The sequence below is a fragment of the Achromobacter sp. K91 genome (genome assembly GCF_003576205.1).
In the GTDB taxonomy this organism is placed as follows: domain Bacteria; phylum Pseudomonadota; class Gammaproteobacteria; order Burkholderiales; family Burkholderiaceae_B; genus Achromobacter; species Achromobacter aegrifaciens.
Genome location: NZ_QWFB01000044.1, coordinates 1 through 15,984, shown reverse-complemented (window position 1 = coordinate 15,984; position 15,984 = coordinate 1). Strand labels below are relative to the sequence as shown.

General features: G+C 67.6%; 16 protein-coding genes and 1 pseudogene. 1 reads left to right on the top strand and 16 read right to left on the bottom strand.

The annotated features are described in order from the left end of the window. Positions 1 to 240: 240 nt before the first annotated feature. The 15 genes from hutG to gabT all read right to left on the bottom strand — a co-directional run bounded on the left by hutG (position 241) and on the right by gabT (position 14,852). Positions 241 to 1,188, bottom strand: a complete 948-nt coding sequence (gene hutG, locus DXK93_RS21890; RefSeq protein WP_054456765.1) for a formimidoylglutamase — start codon at positions 1,186 to 1,188, stop codon at positions 241 to 243. After that, a complete protein-coding gene (locus DXK93_RS21885; RefSeq protein WP_175162966.1) occupies positions 1,185 to 1,943 on the bottom strand; it encodes an amino acid ABC transporter ATP-binding protein in 759 nt (252 codons plus the stop codon). The genes hutG and DXK93_RS21885 overlap by 4 nt, the downstream gene beginning before the upstream one ends. A gap of 47 nt (positions 1,944 to 1,990) precedes the next feature. After that, on the bottom strand, positions 1,991 to 2,659 hold the full coding sequence (locus DXK93_RS21880) for an amino acid ABC transporter permease (RefSeq protein ID WP_013393489.1): 669 nt from the start codon (positions 2,657 to 2,659) through the stop codon (positions 1,991 to 1,993). Continuing rightward, positions 2,656 to 3,399 carry a transporter substrate-binding domain-containing protein gene (locus tag DXK93_RS21875; RefSeq protein WP_119451092.1) on the bottom strand — a complete coding sequence of 248 codons (744 nt, stop codon included), beginning with the start codon at positions 3,397 to 3,399 and terminating at the stop codon, positions 2,656 to 2,658. The genes DXK93_RS21880 and DXK93_RS21875 overlap by 4 nt, the downstream gene beginning before the upstream one ends. Positions 3,400 to 3,473: 74 nt before the next feature. Continuing rightward, the gene (locus DXK93_RS21870; protein WP_054456762.1) at positions 3,474 to 4,220 is read right to left on the bottom strand and encodes an IclR family transcriptional regulator; all 747 of its coding nucleotides are present in this window, start codon (positions 4,218 to 4,220) and stop codon (positions 3,474 to 3,476) included. Between the two features lie 184 nt (positions 4,221 to 4,404). Further along, positions 4,405 to 5,757: an amidase gene (locus DXK93_RS21865; protein WP_233564585.1), complete on the bottom strand. Its 1,353-nt coding sequence runs from the start codon at positions 5,755 to 5,757 to the stop codon at positions 4,405 to 4,407. 80 nt (positions 5,758 to 5,837) lie between these two features. After that, a complete protein-coding gene (locus DXK93_RS21860) occupies positions 5,838 to 6,584 on the bottom strand; it encodes an ABC transporter ATP-binding protein (protein ID WP_119451090.1) in 747 nt (248 codons plus the stop codon). Continuing rightward, positions 6,581 to 7,342: an ABC transporter ATP-binding protein gene (locus DXK93_RS21855; protein ID WP_119451089.1), complete on the bottom strand. Its 762-nt coding sequence runs from the start codon at positions 7,340 to 7,342 to the stop codon at positions 6,581 to 6,583. Before DXK93_RS21855 ends, DXK93_RS21860 begins: the two co-directional genes overlap by 4 nt. Further along, positions 7,339 to 8,241 (bottom strand): branched-chain amino acid ABC transporter permease, encoded by a 903-nt coding sequence (locus tag DXK93_RS21850; RefSeq protein WP_054456758.1) that lies wholly within the window; start codon positions 8,239 to 8,241, stop codon positions 7,339 to 7,341. The genes DXK93_RS21855 and DXK93_RS21850 overlap by 4 nt, the downstream gene beginning before the upstream one ends. Before the next feature lie 4 nt (positions 8,242 to 8,245). Continuing rightward, positions 8,246 to 9,121, bottom strand: a complete 876-nt coding sequence (locus tag DXK93_RS21845) for a branched-chain amino acid ABC transporter permease (protein ID WP_054456757.1) — start codon at positions 9,119 to 9,121, stop codon at positions 8,246 to 8,248. A gap of 27 nt (positions 9,122 to 9,148) precedes the next feature. Then, the gene (locus DXK93_RS21840) at positions 9,149 to 10,384 is read right to left on the bottom strand and encodes an ABC transporter substrate-binding protein (RefSeq protein WP_225588714.1); all 1,236 of its coding nucleotides are present in this window, start codon (positions 10,382 to 10,384) and stop codon (positions 9,149 to 9,151) included. 119 nt (positions 10,385 to 10,503) lie between these two features. Continuing rightward, positions 10,504 to 11,703, bottom strand: a complete 1,200-nt coding sequence (locus DXK93_RS21835) for a CaiB/BaiF CoA-transferase family protein (protein ID WP_054456755.1) — start codon at positions 11,701 to 11,703, stop codon at positions 10,504 to 10,506. Between the two features lie 29 nt (positions 11,704 to 11,732). Next, positions 11,733 to 12,506 carry an enoyl-CoA hydratase/isomerase family protein gene (locus DXK93_RS21830; protein ID WP_119451088.1) on the bottom strand — a complete coding sequence of 258 codons (774 nt, stop codon included), beginning with the start codon at positions 12,504 to 12,506 and terminating at the stop codon, positions 11,733 to 11,735. Next, entirely contained in the window at positions 12,503 to 13,483 is a 981-nt protein-coding gene (locus DXK93_RS21825; protein WP_119451087.1) for an aminopeptidase, read from the bottom strand. The genes DXK93_RS21830 and DXK93_RS21825 overlap by 4 nt, the downstream gene beginning before the upstream one ends. A gap of 10 nt (positions 13,484 to 13,493) precedes the next feature. After that, on the bottom strand, positions 13,494 to 14,852 hold the full coding sequence (gene gabT, locus DXK93_RS21820; protein ID WP_119451086.1) for a 4-aminobutyrate--2-oxoglutarate transaminase: 1,359 nt from the start codon (positions 14,850 to 14,852) through the stop codon (positions 13,494 to 13,496). Positions 14,853 to 15,016: 164 nt separating this feature from the next. Here gabT and DXK93_RS21815 point away from each other — a divergent pair, with 164 nt between their 5' ends. Continuing rightward, positions 15,017 to 15,715, top strand: coding sequence for a GntR family transcriptional regulator (locus DXK93_RS21815; RefSeq protein ID WP_054456751.1), 699 nt, complete (start codon positions 15,017 to 15,019; stop codon positions 15,713 to 15,715). A gap of 44 nt (positions 15,716 to 15,759) precedes the next feature. Here the strand turns inward: DXK93_RS21815 and DXK93_RS21810 are convergent. Continuing rightward, positions 15,760 to 15,984: pseudogene (locus DXK93_RS21810) on the bottom strand (ankyrin repeat domain-containing protein); the annotation flags it as partial.

Below are 15,984 nucleotides of genomic sequence, written 5' to 3'. Positions count from 1 at the left end.
ATTTAAAACGAAAATATTTTAATTGGGGACATATAACTGTTGCGGCGGTTGAACGGGCCGCAAACCCAAGCCTGATGCTGCCCTTATCCTAAGCCGCCAAATCGGCAGCGTCCAGCCTGCCAGCCATAAGCTGCAAGCCCTGCCGCCCGCCATAAGGGGGATGAAAAACGGGGCGGTTTCCTCCCAGGAAACCGCCCCGTATGGTCCTGCCCCCATCCGAAGGATGAGACGCCGGTCCGCTCAATCGTTCAACAACTGCCAGGCCAGGCGGGCAGCCGCCCGCGCGCCGTGGCCGTCCACGTCAAACCGCGGGTTGAACTCCGCCATGTCGGCCAGGCGCAGCTTGCCGCTGGCCTTGACCCGCAGCACGATTTCCTCGATCACCGCCAGCGGCACCCCATAGGGCGCCGGCGCCGACACCCCGGGCATGACCGCCGCGGGCAGCACGTCCAGGTCTATGGTCAGGTAGACGTGCCGGGCCCGGGCCAGCAAGGCGTCGACGTTGGCCAGGCGCGCGGCCAGATGGCGCTCCTGCATGTCGCGGTCCTCGACCCAGACCGCGCCGACTTCGGCGGCGCGTGCGTACAGCGCCGGCGTATTGGCCAGCCGCGATACGCCCAGGCAGGCGTATTGCAGGGCCCGGCCGCGTTCCTCGCAATAGCGCGAGATCTGGTCGAAGGGCGTGCCGGAACTGCCGGGCCGCCCGGTACGCAGGTCGAAGTGCGCGTCCAGATTCAGCACCAGCACGGGTTCCGTGTCGCCGCGGGCGTCCAGCCAGCGCGCCAGGCCCTGGAAGCTGCCCCAGGCGATCTCATGGCCGCCGCCCAGCACCAGCGGGCGTGCGCCCTGCTCCATCAGTTCCGCCACGCGCAGGCCGAGTTGCTCCTGCGCGTCCTCCAGCCGGTCGCCCTCGCAGGCCACGTCGCCCGCGTCCAGCAAACGCGTGAGGCCGTGGGCCGGCAGGCCCGCCAGGAACTTGCGGATGGCCGACGGGCCTTCGGCCGCGCCGATGCGGCCCTGGTTGCGGGCCACGCCGGCATCGCAGGCAAAGCCCAGCAGCACCGCCTCGCCCTTGCGGGCTTGGCCACTGGCCGCTTCGACGATATGCGCCAGGCGGCGCGTGTCGCCCTGTTCGGCGCTGTCGTCGCGGGCCTTCCAGAGACTTGGGTCGAATTGCGCCACGCTCATGCCGCCCCCTGCCCCGCGTTCAGCACCGCCTGCAGGAACTCGCGGGTGCGCGGCTCCCGCGGCTGCGTGAAGATCACGTCGGGCGAACCGGATTCCAGGATCACGCCGCCGTCCATCACCGCCACCACGTCGGCCACGTCACGGGCGAAGCCCATTTCGTGCGTGACCACCATCATGGTCATGCCTTCCTTGGCCAGCAGCTTCATGACCTGCAGCACTTCGCCCACCAGCTCCGGATCCAGCGCAGAGGTCGGCTCGTCGAACAGCATGACCTTGGGCTGCATGGCCAGCGCGCGGGCGATGGCCACGCGCTGCTTCTGCCCGCCGGACAGGCTGGCCGGCATGGCCGACATCTTCTGGCCCAGGCCGACCTTGTCCAGCAGGTCCGCCGCCAGCGCATGCGCTTCTTCGCGGCCCATGCCGCGCAGCTTGCGCGGACCGACCGTCACGTTGTCCAGCACCGACAGGTGGGGGAACAGGTTGAAGCCCTGGAACACCATGCCCACCTGCATGCGCAGCTGGTTCAGCTCGGCCTCGGGCAACAGCTCGCCGTGGTCCAGCAGGGTCTGGCCGCAGATGTCGATGGTGCCGGTCTGCGCCACTTCCAGGCCGTTGCAGCAGCGCAGCAAGGTGCTCTTGCCCGAGCCGCTGGGCCCGATCACCACCACCACCTGGGACGGCAGCACGTCGAAGTCGATGCCGCGCAAGACCTCGTGGTCGCCGTAGGACTTGCGCAGGCCGCGGATGCGGATCATTTCTTGCGGGTCCGCGGCCCGGGTCGTAGCGGAGTTCATTGCGGAGTTCATTGCACCATCCCTCCCGCGCGCAGGCGGTGTTCAACCTTGCGCAGCACCAGCATGGTGGCCGTGGTCAGGATCAGATAAATCAGCGCCACCACCAGATAGGTTTCCAGCGAGCGATAGGACACGCTGATGATCTTCTGGCCTTCATGCATCAGGTCATGGATCGTCAAGAGCGACACCAGGGCAGAGTTCTTGATCAGCGCGATGAATTCATTGCCCAGCGGCGGGATCATGCGCACCACGGCCTGCGGCAGCACGATGATGCGCATGGCCTGGCCGGACGACATGCCCAGCGAGCGCGCCGCTTCGGTCTGGCCGCGGTCCACCGACTGGATCGCGCCGCGCACGATTTCGGACACGTACGCGCCCGAGTACATGCCCAGGCCCAGCACGCCGCAGGCGAACGCCGGCAGGGTGATGCCGAAATGCGGCAGGCCGAAGAACCAGATGAACAGCTGCACCAGCAAGGGCGTGCCGCGGAACAGCAGCAAATAAACGCTGCACAGGTTGTAGATGACGTAGCGCTTGGGGTTCAGGCGTCCCACGCCCACCAGCAGGCCGATGACGCAGGCCAGCAGCAAGGCGCCCGCGGTCACCTCGACGGTGACCACGGCGCCATTGATCAGCGCGCCGAAGTCGGCAAAGACGGGAGAAAAATCCAGGTTCATTTCGCGGGGGCCTCGAACCACTTGTTGACGATGGCCTGGTAGCTGCCGTCGGCCTTGAGCTTCTGCAGCGCGGCGTTCAGCTCGCGGGTCAGCTCCGGCTTGTTCTTGGGCACGGCGATGCCGTAGTCCTCGGTGGTGATCTGGTCGTTCAGCACCGTCAGGTCCGGCGTGCTCTGGGCGAACAGCTTGGCGGCGGGCTTGCCGGTCACGGCGGCTTCGGCGCGGCCGATCTGCACCAGGTTGAACATCTCCTGGTTCTTCTCGACTTCCACGCGCTGCACCGCCGGGTAGTGTTCCTTCAGGTAGTTGACCGACTTGGTGCCCACCTGCACCGACACCTTGCGGCCGTCCAGGTCCTTCAGGGTCTTGACCGGGCCGTCCTTCTTGGTCATCACGACCAGGCCGCCCGCGTAGTACGGATCGGTGAAGTCCACCACCTTGGCGCGTTCGGGCGTGATGTAGATGGCGGACACGGCAATGTCGGCGCGGCCGGCCTGCAGCGCGGGAATCAGGCCCTTGAAGTCGATGTCGATCCATTCGACCTTCTTGCCCATGGCGCCGGCCAGGGCTTCCACCAGTTCGATGTCGAAGCCGGTGCGCTTGCCGTCCTTGACGAACTCCATCGGCGGGAAGGTCGCGTCGGTGACGGCGCGGATGGTGTCCTGGGCAAACGCCGGGGCGGCGCTCCAGGCGAGGCCCAGCGTCAGGGCGGCGGTCAGCAGTGTGCGGCGAGTGGTCATGGTGGGTCCTCTATGGAATATGGATACGGCAGTCGGGTGTCTACGGGTACGGCGTGGAATGGAAGAAGGCGGTCTTAATGAGCTTGCAGCTTCGCCGAGATGCGCCGGGCCGCGGCCACGGTCATTTCGGTCAATGCCTCGGGCCGCTGGGCGGCCCGGGTCGACGGCGCCATCAGCGTGATCGAGGCCACGGCCTGGTTGGCGCGTTGAAAAATGGGGACGCTGACGCCCCAGACGCCGGCATCGACTTCGCTGTCGGTGACGGCATAGCCCTGGGTGCGGATGGCTTCCAGTTCGTGGCCCAGCCGGCCGGCGTCCACATCGGCCTCGGCCGCCAGATACGCCAACGCGGCCTGCTGTCGGGCAAGCGGCATGAAAGCCAGCAGCGACTTGGCCGAGGCGCCGCGCGCCAGCGGCAGGCCGCGCCCCTTGGTGAAGGAACAGCGCAGCGGATGCTGGCTCTCGATCATGTCCAGGCACACGGCCTGATCCTTGACCGCCACCAGCAGGCCTATGGTTTCGCCAGAAGCGGCGGCCAGCGCGGCCATGTCGGGCTGCGCTTCATGGATCAGGAACGAGGATTGGTCAAAGCCCCAGGCCAACTGCACGCACAGCGGGCCGGGACCGTACTCGCCATCGTGCTCGGCGACGAAGCCCCAGCGCTTGAGCAGCGCCACCTGGCGGTAGAGGGTGCTTTGCGCCAGGCCGGTCTGCTCGGCCAGCGCGGCGATGCTGAGGGGGCCGTCGTGCCTGGCCAGGGTGGCCAGCACATACAGCACGCGATCCGCGCCTGCCCCGACTGATAGATCCGCTTTCAACATTTGGCTCCAAGCTAACGGAGCGCAGATTATCAATTTATGGCTCTTACCCTGCTTTTTATTCCCGAATACTGAGAATGAATAGGGAAAACCCCAGAGCCCAGACGCAAAAAAAGCGCCCGAAGGCGCCAAAGCATCCGCCGCGCCCCGGCGGCGCACGGCGGCGCAAGCCGCGGCCAGAGGCCGGTCAGGGCTGGTGCGCGGTCGACCCCAGGATGCGCTCGGCGCAACGCGCCCAGTACAGCAGCCGCGCGTCCTCCTTCACGAAGCCGACCATCTGGAAGCCCAGCGGCAGGCCATTGGGGCCGCGCGCCACCGGCAAGGTGATGGACGGGTTGTGCAGCAGCGACCAGATGCGGATGAAGGCGGAGCTGCCGGTGGAGCTGGCCGGCGGCGCCTCGCCCAGCGTGGACGGCATGGCCACTGCGTCGACTTCGCGCGCAACGTCGTAGAACGCCCGGCGGCATGCGTCGGCGGCATCCAGCGCCCCCGCGTACTCGGCCGCGGACAGGCCCTCGCCCATCGTCAGGTACTCGATCAGCCCGGGATCGCACAGCGCCGCATGATCGCGCTTGATGGCGGCGTACTCGCGCGCCAGGTCGTAGGCCATGATCACGTCCTGCGCCTCGCCCATGGTGTCGAAGGCTGCGGGCATGGCCAGTTCCGTGACCTTGACGCCTGCGGCCGACAAGGCGCGCAGATTGGCCTCGAAGCTTTCGCGCATGCAGGGCTCGGTGTCGGCCCAGTCCTTCGGCCGCCAAACGCCCAGGCGGAAATCGCTGCGCAATGTGGAGGCCGGATCGAACCGGGGATCGCCGGTAAACGCCCGCATGAACAAGGCCGCGTCGTCGACCGAACGCGAGATCGGCCCGATCACGTCCAGCACCCGCGAATAACGCCGGATCGCCACGTAGGGAATGGCGTCCAGCGTGGGCTTGAAGCCCACCGCGCCGCAGAACGCCGAGGGCCGCAGAATCGAACCCGCCGTCTGCGTGCCGATGGACAGCGGCGCCATGAAATCGGCAACGGCCGCCGCCGAACCGGCCGAGGACGCGGCCGGCGTACGGGTCAGGTCATGCGGATTACGCGCAGGCCCCGGCAGCATGATGGCGTGGCGCGACACGGTGTTCTTGCCCAGCACGTTGAACCCCAGCTCATGCGCCTGCGTCACCACGGGCGCGTCGGCCTCGGGCTGGCGGCCGGGGAAGATCTCGGGGTCGCCCAATTCGGTGGGCATGGCCGCCGTGTCGATGGTGTCCTTGATGCCCAGCGGCACGCCGTCCAGCGCGCGCCGCCGGCCGTGGCGGTCCCATTCACGGGCGCGGGCCAGCGCGCCCTCGGCGTCCACCCGGACCCAGGCCTTGACGCCGCCGTTGCGCTCTTCGATGCGGTCCAGGCAGGCGCGCGCCCAGGCTTCGCAGGTCAGCGTGCCCTGCTCCAGCGCGGCCAGGCCCTGGGTGGCGGTCAAGGCGGCGATGGCGTCGGGCGCCGGGCGGCGCGCAACGGACGCCGGGGAAACCATGGCTTCGGAATTAGGCAAGATACGGCTCCTGCAAAGGGATATGGGAATAGGAATTTGCCATCCCGCCGGCGGCTGCCGGCGGGATGGCTCTGGCGGTTTCAAGCGGGGATGCTGCCGCTGGGCGGACGGTCCGCGCCCGCGTGGCCGCCCCGTCCTATGTACAGATCGCTCATATGCTGGTTGGCCAGCAGCGCCTGCCCCGTGTCGGTCAGCACGATGCGGCCGGAATCCAGGATGTAGCCGCGGTCGCTGAACGCCAGCGCCTGGCGCGCGCGCTGCTCCACCATCAGCACGCCCACGCCGATCTGCGGCAGCCGCCGCACTTCGGCGAACACCTGCTCGGTCAACGCCGGCGACAAGGCGGCGGACGGTTCGTCCAGCACCATCAGGCGCGGCGAGGACATCAGCGCCCGGGCGAAGGCCAGTTGCTGGCGTTCGCCGCCGGACAGGTTCTCGGCGTGGGTCTTGCGCCGCCCGGCCAGCGCCGGGAACAGCTCGAACATGTCGCGGATGCGCTTTTCACGCGCCTGCACGTGTTCCACCACCTGCAGGTTCTCCAGCACGGTCAGCGCGCCGAACACATTGCGCACCTGCGGCACATAGGAGATACCGATGCGCACGCGCTCCTCGACCGGCAGCGTGAGCAGGTCGCGGCCGTCAAAGGCCATGGTGCCGGCGATGCGCGGCAACAGGCCCATCACCGCCTTGACCAGCGTGGACTTGCCCGCGCCGTTGGTGCCGGCGATGGTAACGATCTCGCGCGGCGCCACGTGCATGTCGATGCCGGACACGATATCGACCTCGCCGTAGCCGCCGGACAGGCCTTGCATGACGAGCTGGCTCATATCACTCCCCCCATGTACGCCTCGCGCACCTGTTCATTGGCCAGGACGCTGTCGGGCGTGCCTTCGGCGATGACGCGGCCTCGGTCCATGACGTACATGCGCGGCACGATGCGCGACAGCTCTTCCAGGTTGTGTTCGATGATGGCGACGGTCAGGCCGCGCTGGTTCAGTTCCACGATGCGCGCCGACAGCTCCTCGATCAGCACCGGGTTGACGCCGGCGAACGGCTCGTCCAGCAGGATGCAGCGCGGCTCCAGCATCAAGAGCCGTCCCAGCTCCAGCAGCTTCTTCTGGCCGCCCGACAGTTTCCCGGCGGGCTCGTCCGCGACCCGCGACAGGTTCAGGAAGGCCAGCAGATCATGCACGCGCTCGGCGTTGCGCGCCTCTTCGCGGGCCACCTCACGGCGGGCGAACACCAGCGCCGCCAGCTTTTCGCCGCGCTGGTCCGGCGCCGCCGCCATCATGTTGTCGAAGACCGTCAGCTGGCTGAACTCGCGCGGCACCTGGAAGGTACGGGCCAGGCCCCGGCGCACGCGCTGGTGCACGGCCACGCCCGTGATGTCCTCGTCCGCGAAGCGCACGGACCCGGAACTGGGCGGGATGTAGCCCGTGACCACCGAGAACAGCGTGCTCTTGCCCGCGCCGTTGGTGCCTATCACCCCCACCATTTCACCCTTGCGCACTTCCAGCGACACGTCGTCCAGCGCCTTGAAGCCGCCGAAGCTGGCGCTCAGCCCTTTGATGCAAAGCAGCGTCATGCCTTTCTCCTGCGCGTAGTGCCCGCGTTGCCGAAAATGCCCTGGGGCCGGTATAGCACCACGCAGATGAGCGCCAGGCCGATGACGCCAATGCGCACGCTGGCCATCTGCACCTCCGAGATGCCGCCGACGAAGTCCCGCACGAAGCGCGAACCTTCCAGGAATCCGACCAGCAGCACCGTGCCGGCCACCACGCCACTCAAGCGCCCCACTCCGCCCAGGATGATGGCGATCCAGATGTAGAAGGTGATCAGCGGCACGAACTGCTCGGGGCTGATGAAGGTCAGGTAGTGCGCCTGGAAGGCGCCCGCCAGGCCGGCCAGGCCCGCGCCCAGCATCAGCGAACGGGTCTTGAAGCGGGCCGGGTCCTTGCCCAGCGCCCGCACCGCGACTTCGTTGTCCCGCACCGCCTCGATCACGCGGCCAAACGGGCTGCGTATCACCAGATGGATGAGGAACAACGCGCCGGCGTTGACCGCCAGAAGCAGCAGCATGATCCACAGGTCCACCGTCTGCGGCGAGGCCCAGCCCGCGAACAGCCGCGGGATGCCTGGCAGGCCGTGCATCCCGCGCGTCAGCCATTCCTCGGTCTGCAGCATCATGCGCACCGACTCCGAGAAGCCCAGCGTCACGATGGCAAGGTAGTCGCTGCCCAGCCGCAAGGCGATCATGCCCAGCGGCCACGCGGCCAGCGCCGCGAAGGCCGCGGCCGCCGCCATGGAGATGGGGATGGGCACGCCCTTGAGCGACAGCAGGGCCGAGGTATAGGCGCCGATGGCGAAGAAGCCGACGTGGCCGAAGTTGATCAGTCCGGTGAACCCGTAATGCAGCGACAGGCCGAAGGCCAGCAGCATGTAGATCAGGATCCCGATGGCGATAGCAATCAGATAGGCTTCCATGATTTCACCTCGCCGCCATCGGACGGCCGAAGATGCCCTGGGGACGCAGCAGCAGCACGCACAGCAGCACCGCGAAGGCGAACACGATCTTGTAGGCAGGTCCCACCACCAGGCTGGCGATTTCCTGCGCAATGCTGAACACCATGATCCCGACGATGGCGCCCACCGGATTGCCGATGCCGCCCAGGATCACGGCCGCGAACATGGGCATCAACAGTTCCCAGCCCAGTTCGGGGATCACCACTGCCTTGATGCCCAGCAGCACGCCGCCCAGCCCGCAATAGGCGCCCGCGATGCTCCACAGCGTGATCATCACGCGCCGTCCGCGTATGCCGCTGGCCGCGGCCAGCTCCGGGTTGTCGGCCACCGCCCGCATGCGCCGCCCGGTGGGCGTCATGTGCATCAACGCGAACACCAGCGCCAGCGCCGCCACCGCCGTGCCGACGATGTAGAGATCGGTAGGCAAAATGCGCACGCCGCCGAAATTCCAGGCGCGCGTAAGCGGCAGGTCGAAGGTGTACTGGTCCTGCCCGGCGAAGAAGGTGATCGTGCTGCGCAGCGCGAACGCCACGCCGATGGACGCGATCAGGCGCGACACGTTGGAGCGCGACTCCAGCGGCCGGAACACCCAGGCATAGAAGAACAGGCTGACCAGGGTGGTGCCGGCGACGGCGGCCAGGCCGCCCGCCAGCATCGAGCCGCCGGCCAGCGCCTGCGTGAAGACGGCGGCGTAGGCGCCCAACGTCATGTAGTCGCCGCTGGCGGCATTGGGAAAGCGGGCGATGCCGAACACCAGCGTGATCGCCAGTGCCGGCAAGGCCAGCAGCATCCCGATCACAACGCCGTTGATCCCGGCGTTGATGACGGTGATTGCATCCATACTTGTGTTCCCCTAGTGTTTTTATCGTCAGACTTTGCCGGCGATGACTTCATTGAGCACCAGCTTGCCGTCGCGGATGTCGAAGACGCCAAAGTCCGGCACGGTCTCGCCCTGCTTGCCGAAGTCCAGGCGCGAGGATGCGCCGTCGTAGTCCACCGGCTTGCCTGCGCGCAGCAGCGCCTGGCCTTGCGCAAAACCGCTGACCTTTTCACCGCCGCCCTGCGCGGTCACGGCGCGGATCTTGCCGTTGATGGCGGCCACGTCCGCGGTGGCCCCCGCCGCCTCGATCGCCAGCGCCAGCGTGATCACCATGTCGTAGGACTGCGAAGCAAAGATGTCCGGCTCGCGCTTGGTGCGCTTGCGGAATTCTGCGGCGAAGGTCTTGTACGCCTGGTGCTCGTGGGCCGCGACGTTGGAGATCGAGATGATGCCCTCGGTGGCTTCCTTGCCCAGCGCCTTCACCAGGTCTTCGTTGGCGGTCCAGCCGGGCATGATGAACTTGCAGTCCTGGCCGGTCTGGAACCACTCCTTCAGGATGATGGTGGCGTCGGGCCGGTAAGCGCTCAGCGAGATCACGTCGGGCTTGGACGCCAGCACCTTCGTCAGCTCGGTGCGGTAGGTGGTCTGGTTGGGTTCGTAGATGGTGAAGGCGCTGACCTTGCCGCCCTTCTCCTGCCAGGCATCACGAAAGTAGTTTGCCTGCCCCACGAAGGTGGAGTTATTGAAAGCCATGACCGCCGGCCGCTTGAAGCCGCGCTGGCGCGCCACTTCCGCAAAGGCGCGGCCGAACACGGCGTTGGACGCCTGGAACATCCAGGCCAGCCCCTGCTTGTTCTCGGTCAGCATTTCCGGCGCGCCGCAGGTGTTCATGGTGATGAGGCCCGCGGCATTGGTGATGGGCATGGCGGCCAGGCCCACCGACGACGGCCAGATGCCCACCACCGCCTCGACCTTGTTGATCTCGATCAGCTTCTTCACGGCCAGCACGGCGGCGTCGGGCTTGGTCTGGTCGTCTTCGGCGTAGAGCTGGATCTTGCGGCCGGCGGCGCCGCCGGCGGCGTTGACCTCGTCGATGGCGATCTTGATGGCTTCCAGCATGGCCGGCCCGTAGGGGCCGCCGACGCCGGTGATGGAATTGAGCGCCCCCAGGCGGAACGGCTGGGCCGACTGCGCCCGGACCAGGGAGGGCGCGGCGGCGCAGGCGGCCAGCGCGGCGCTGGCCGCGATAAAGCCGCGGCGGGAGAGATGGATGGGCTGTGTCATGAAGGTTCCTTGCGGCGTGAACATCTTTGTTCAACTTCGAATAGCCGCCGGCGTCAGCAACGCCGGCGTCCCCTTGTAGCTTGGATGCGACTTCGATACTGCCTGCTGCGGTTTGCCTGCTACGCGATGACTCCTCGGGCGCGCATGCCTGCAATTCTGTCTTCCGCCACGCCAAAGCGGCGCAGCACCTCGTCGGTGTGCTGGCCCATCAGCGGCGCCGCCGTGCGCAAGGCGCCTGGCGTTTTGGAAAATTTGGTTGGAATGCCGATGGTCTTCATCTTGCCCAGCGCGGGATGGTCCAGTTCCTGCACCATGCCGCGCGCCAGGTAATGCGGGTCCTGCATGGCCTGGCCGAAATCGTTGATCGGACCGCAGGGCACGGACGCCCGTTCGCAGCGCTCGATCCATTCGGCCGCGTCGGCGCGCGCAAACTCCGCTTCCAATATGGGTTCCAGCTCGGCAATGTGGGTCAGCCGGTCGGAGTTGGTGATGAAGCGCGGATCGGTGATCAGTTCAGGCCGTTCCAGCACGTCCGCGCACAGGCGTTCCCAGGTGCGCTGGTTGGCCGCGCCTATCATGATGTAGCCCTGGCGCGTGTTGAACGCCTGATATGGCGCCGACACGCGGTGCCGGCTGCCGGTGCCTTCCGGCACCGTGCCGTCGGCAAAATAGGCGGCGGCTTCCCAGACGAACCAGGGCAGTCCGCACTCGGCCAGCGCGATGTCGATGTGCTGGCCCTCGCCCGTCTTCATCTGGTGGATGCAGGCGGCCAGGATGGCGTAGACCGCGGTCAGTCCCGCCCCCACGTCATAGATGGCGATGCCCGACTTCAGGGGCCGCCCGCCGGGTTCGCCCGTCATGCTCATGATGCCGCTCATGCCCTGGGCCACCAGGTCGAAGCCGCCCTTGCCCGCGTAGGGTCCGGAATGGCCGTAGCCGGAGATGGAGCAATACACCAGGCGCGGATTGATGCGCGACAGCGTTTCGTAGTCCACGCCCAGCGACTTGGTCACGCCCACGCGGTAGTTCTCCACCACCACGTCGGCCCAGCGCGCCAGCTCGTACAGCACCTCGCGGGCCTCGGGGTCCTTCAGGTTCAGCGCCACGCCCTGCTTGTTGCGGTTGATCTGGGCGAAACAGGTGGATTCGCCGTTCACATAGGGGCCCATTTCACGGGAGTCGTCGCCGGCGCCGGTCTTCTCGACCTTGATGACCTCGGCGCCCAGGTCGGCCAGCACCATGGTGCAATACGGCCCGGCCATGATCTGCGAAAGATCCAGGATCTTGATGCCGGCAAGGGGGGATGCAGCTTGAGTCATATGCGGTCCGTCTTGGGTCGGTGGCCGGATCAGCGGCCGATGAATTCAGGAATGCGCTTGGCGGCGAAGGCTTCGCGGCCGCGCCGGTAGTCCTCGGTGCCGAAGCATTCGTAGGCTTCGCTGCGTTCGTCCGGAGTCAATGCGCGTCCTTCGCGCAGCTGGCCCACGAAGCGCTTGTGCCAGCGGTTGACCAGCGGCGCCGCCGCGGCGATGCGGCGGGCGGTCGCGTAGGTCTGTTCCGCCACGCGCTCGTCATCCACCACGCGGGTCAGCAGACCCTTGGACATGGCCTCATCGGCGCCGAAGATGTTTCCTTCCAGCAGGATTTCCAGCACGCGCGCAGCGCCCACCACGCGGATCAGGTCGGCCAGTTCCTGGTGGTCCACGGTCAGGCCGATGCGATTCACCGGGATGCCGTAGCGGCTGTTGCGCCCGCCGATGCGGATGTCGCACAGGGCGGCCAGCTCCAGCCCGCCGCCCACGCACACGCCTTCGATGCAGGCCACGGTGGGGTGGCGCAGGTGCTTGAGCGTGTCGGTCATGGACAGGGTGAAGAGCGCGTACTCGGCCGCCTGCGCGGCGCCGTCGCGGTCTTCCTCGAAGCCGCCGATGTCGCTGCCGGCGCAGAAAGCGCCGCCCGCGCCGCGCAGCACCACGCAGCGCACGGCGTCGTCGGCGTCGAGCTCGCGCATGACCCGGCCGAATTCCCGGTACATGTCCAGCGTGAACGCGTTGCGCTTTTCAGGGCGGTTCATCAGCACGGTGGCCACGCCGTCGGCGTCGCGGCTCAGGTCTATGCTCATGCCGCGTCCTCCAGGCGCAGTTCGGTGCCCTTGAGCACCACCCTGCCGTCCAGTTCCAGCGTGGCGTCGGTGACGATGGTGTCGTAGTGCGCCGCCGCCTTGACGGTGCCGCCGATGTAGGCGCTGGTGCCCAGCGCCAGCTGGATCGAGCCGTAGACCGATTCGTCGGACAGCATGGTGCCGTCCAGCTGGCAGCGCGGGTTCATGCCTACGCCCAGCTCGCCCAGGTTGTAGACCAGCGGATCGTTGAAGCTGGCCAGCAGATCGCGGAACTGGCGCGCCACCGCGCCGCCCTCGATCGCCACCGCCATGCCCTTTTCCATATGGATGCGCACGGGTTCGTCGCGGATCAGCGAGACGCCGGGGATGCTGGCGTTGACCACGATCACGCCTTCGGCCGTGCCTTCCACCGGCGCCAGGCTGGACTCCAGGCAATAGCCCGCCGAAATGTCGGTGGTGTTGGCAAAGCCGTGCAGCGCGCGGCCGCGGCGGCCGGCGATGCTCATGGTCACGTCGGTGCCGAGTTCGCTGGTGACGCGGGCGGTGTCGGCGCGGGTCAGCGCGTCGGCCAGCCCCTGGATCTGCGGGCGCAACGCATCGAAATCGCAGTCCCAGCCTTCGGCCAGGAAGAAATCGGGCAGGTGTGATTCGGGCAGCACGATCACGCCGACCCCGGCGCGCGTGGCCTGCTGGCGCGCATCGGTGTGCGCGGCATTGGCGCGGGTCAGCGCGATGACCAGGTCGGCCGCCTGCATGGCCTGGGCCACCACCGGCGACAACTGCCGGCCGTGGCGCGCGGAGCCGGCGATCTGCAGCAGATGCAGGCCGGCGCCCGCCTCGTCCACCGCAATGGCCAGGGGCTCGACGTTATGGTGGGTATGCAGGTCATACAGCACCAGCACGTCCATGCCCGGCTTGGCCGCGCCCAGCTGGCTGACCACCTTGCGCGCGTTCTTCAGTTTCAACAATGTATGCATGGCGCGCTCCTCAAGCCGCTTGCGACGCGCGGGCGTCGGCGATGCGCTGGGCGTCGGCCACCGCGCGTCCGAGGATGTCCAGGCCGCGGGCCAGTTCCTCGTCGGTAATGGAAAGCGGCGCCAGGAAGCGGATCACGTTGCCGTAAAAGCCCGCCTTCACCAGCACCAGCCCGCCCTGGTAGGCGGCCTGCACGATGTGGGCCGCCAGGTCGCCAGCGGGACTGTCGTCGCCCGCGCCGCGCACGACTTCGAACGCCACCATGGCGCCCAGGCCGCGCACGTCGCCGACGATGCCGTACTGGCCGGCCCAGTCCGCAAAGCGTGTGCGCACCCGGCTGCCCAGGTCGCTGGCTCGCGCCGCGTAGTCTTCGCGCCGCATGACGGCAATGCTGGCGAGCGCCGCGGCGCACGCCAGCGGGTTGCCGCCATAGGTGCCGCCCAGGCCTCCCACGGCGGGCGCGTCCATCAGGTCGGCGCGCCCCACCAGCGCCGCTATCGGCAGCCCCCCGCCCATGGACTTGGCCAGGGTGTAAAGGTCGGCCTCGATGCCGGCATGCTGGGTGGCGAACCATTCACCGGTGCGGCAGAAACCAGACTGGATCTCGTCGGCGATCAGCACGATGCCGTGTTGGGTGCAGTAGGCGCGCAGCGCCTGCAGGAAGGCGGGCGGCGCGGCATGGAAACCGCCCTCGCCCTGCACCGGCTCGATGATCACCGCGGCGACCTGCTCCGGCGTGACCTCGGTTTCGACCAGGCGGCGGAATTCGTTGAAGGCGGCCTCGGCGCATTCGGCTTCGGTCAGCCCCGAGCGGTAGCGCACCGGGAACGGCGCGCGATAGACCTCGGATGCGAAGGGACCGAACCCGGTCTTGTAGGCGGGCGCCTTGGCGGTCAGGGACAGCGCCATGTAGGTGCGGCCGTGGAAGGCGTTCTCGAAGGCCACCACCGCCTGCCGGCCGGTGGCGCGGCGCGCCACCTTGATGGCGTTTTCGACGGCCTCGGCGCCAGTCGTCTGCAGCATGGCCTTCTTGGGCCAGGATCCCGGGACCAGGCCGACCAGCGTCTCGGCCAGCTCGATGTATTCCGGATACATGACGATGTTGAAGCAGGTGTGCAGGTAGCGCGCCGCCTGCGCCTGGACGGCGGCCACCACCTCGGGGTGCGCATGTCCTACGTTCAGGGTGCCGATGCCGCCGGCGAAATCGATGTACGCGTTGCCGTCCAGGTCGGTCAGCGTGGCGCCGCGGGCAGCGGCCGCGAACACCGGAGGGCCATTGGCCACGCCCAGCGCGACCGCGGCATTGCGCCGGGCCAGATACGCCTGGCACTGCGGGCCGGGAAGTTGAGGGGACTGCGCGGCGTCTTTCATTGCCCAGGGCTCCTTGGATGAGTGGGTACGGCGACGAAGTGAAGCCACTATATTCTTGTGCGTTTTATTGTGTCAATGCTGATTTACAACTACGCATTCTAAATTGTGCACAATCTTGCGTTCAAATTGTGATATGCTTTGCCCCACTCAACCCAGGTGCCTACATGCCCACTAAACGCGCGACTGCCTCTGCTGACGCCGCCGCCCCCGAAACACGCAAGGCGGCCTCCACCCACGAAGTCATACTGGATATGCGGGAACGCATTGCGTCGCAGGCCTTGCTGCCCGGCACCCGCGTGCCGGAAGAAGACCTGGCGCAGGCCTATGACATCCCGCGCGCCAAGGCGCGCGAAGTGCTGGCGACGCTGGAAGACCGCGCGCTGGTGGAACGGGTGCCCAACAAGGGCGCCGTGGTGGCCCTGGTCGACATGGAAACCACTTATCGCCTGTATCAGGTGCGCGAAGCCCTGGATGGACTGGCGGTGCGGCTGGCCATGGCCAACGCCACGCCCGCCGACTGGGAAGCGATGCAGGCCCTGCTGGGCGAGCCCTTCGAACAAAGCCTGAAAAGCGGCGACATCGAGGCGCACGTGGCCACGATCGAGCAGTTCCGCAACCACATCAAGGAACTGGCGCGCAATCCGGTGCTGAGCGACATGATCGAGCGCATCTACGACCGCACCCGCGTGTCGATGCGCCGCGTGGCCCTGCTGCCGGGCCGCTCAGAGATGGGGATCAAGCAATACCGCGCCCTGCTGGACGCCATGGTGCGCGGCGACGGCGACGAGGCCGAACGCTGCGTGCGCGAATTGAACGGCAGCGCCCGCGACTACATCGAGCGCTACAAGAACTACGTGATCTGAATCGGGCCGGCCCCTTGCGGGCCGGCCTTGGGCAAGCCCGCGCCTCAGGGCGCGGCGGGCTCGTCGTAGTTGTTGAGCTTCACGCCCGAAACGCCCTGGACCGCGGAAGACGCGGCCGGGGCTTTCTTTTCTGCGGCGGGAGCCTGCGCGGCTGCCGCGCCCTGCTCCGGACTGGTCGGCGCGCCCGCTGCCGCGCCCGTTGTCGTCCCCGCCGCCTCGGCGCCTTCTTCGGCCGGCCGCGCCGCCCGCAGCTTGCGGCGGGTTTCTTC

What these genes read in the sequence shown, in the direction of transcription:
- DXK93_RS21875 (WP_119451092.1), bottom strand. Translation starts at nt 3,399, where the DNA reads ATGACCACTCGCCGCACACTGCTGACCGCCGCCCTGACGCTGGGCCTC.
- DXK93_RS21870 (WP_054456762.1), bottom strand. Translation starts at nt 4,220, where the DNA reads ATGTTGAAAGCGGATCTATCAGTCGGGGCAGGCGCGGATCGCGTGCTG.
- gabT (WP_119451086.1), bottom strand. Translation starts at nt 14,852, where the DNA reads ATGAAAGACGCCGCGCAGTCCCCTCAACTTCCCGGCCCGCAGTGCCAG.
- DXK93_RS21880 (WP_013393489.1), bottom strand. Translation starts at nt 2,659, where the DNA reads ATGAACCTGGATTTTTCTCCCGTCTTTGCCGACTTCGGCGCGCTGATC.
- DXK93_RS21835 (WP_054456755.1), bottom strand. Translation starts at nt 11,703, where the DNA reads ATGACTCAAGCTGCATCCCCCCTTGCCGGCATCAAGATCCTGGATCTT.
- DXK93_RS21850 (WP_054456758.1), bottom strand. Translation starts at nt 8,241, where the DNA reads ATGGAAGCCTATCTGATTGCTATCGCCATCGGGATCCTGATCTACATG.
- DXK93_RS21860 (WP_119451090.1), bottom strand. Translation starts at nt 6,584, where the DNA reads ATGAGCCAGCTCGTCATGCAAGGCCTGTCCGGCGGCTACGGCGAGGTC.
- DXK93_RS21830 (WP_119451088.1), bottom strand. Translation starts at nt 12,506, where the DNA reads ATGAGCATAGACCTGAGCCGCGACGCCGACGGCGTGGCCACCGTGCTG.
- DXK93_RS21855 (WP_119451089.1), bottom strand. Translation starts at nt 7,342, where the DNA reads ATGACGCTGCTTTGCATCAAAGGGCTGAGCGCCAGCTTCGGCGGCTTC.
- DXK93_RS21845 (WP_054456757.1), bottom strand. Translation starts at nt 9,121, where the DNA reads ATGGATGCAATCACCGTCATCAACGCCGGGATCAACGGCGTTGTGATC.
- DXK93_RS21825 (WP_119451087.1), bottom strand. Translation starts at nt 13,483, where the DNA reads ATGCATACATTGTTGAAACTGAAGAACGCGCGCAAGGTGGTCAGCCAG.
- DXK93_RS21885 (WP_175162966.1), bottom strand. Translation starts at nt 1,943, where the DNA reads ATGATCCGCATCCGCGGCCTGCGCAAGTCCTACGGCGACCACGAGGTC.
- DXK93_RS21815 (WP_054456751.1), top strand. Translation starts at nt 15,017, where the DNA reads ATGCCCACTAAACGCGCGACTGCCTCTGCTGACGCCGCCGCCCCCGAA.
- hutG (WP_054456765.1), bottom strand. Translation starts at nt 1,188, where the DNA reads ATGAGCGTGGCGCAATTCGACCCAAGTCTCTGGAAGGCCCGCGACGAC.
- DXK93_RS21840 (WP_225588714.1), bottom strand. Translation starts at nt 10,384, where the DNA reads ATGACACAGCCCATCCATCTCTCCCGCCGCGGCTTTATCGCGGCCAGC.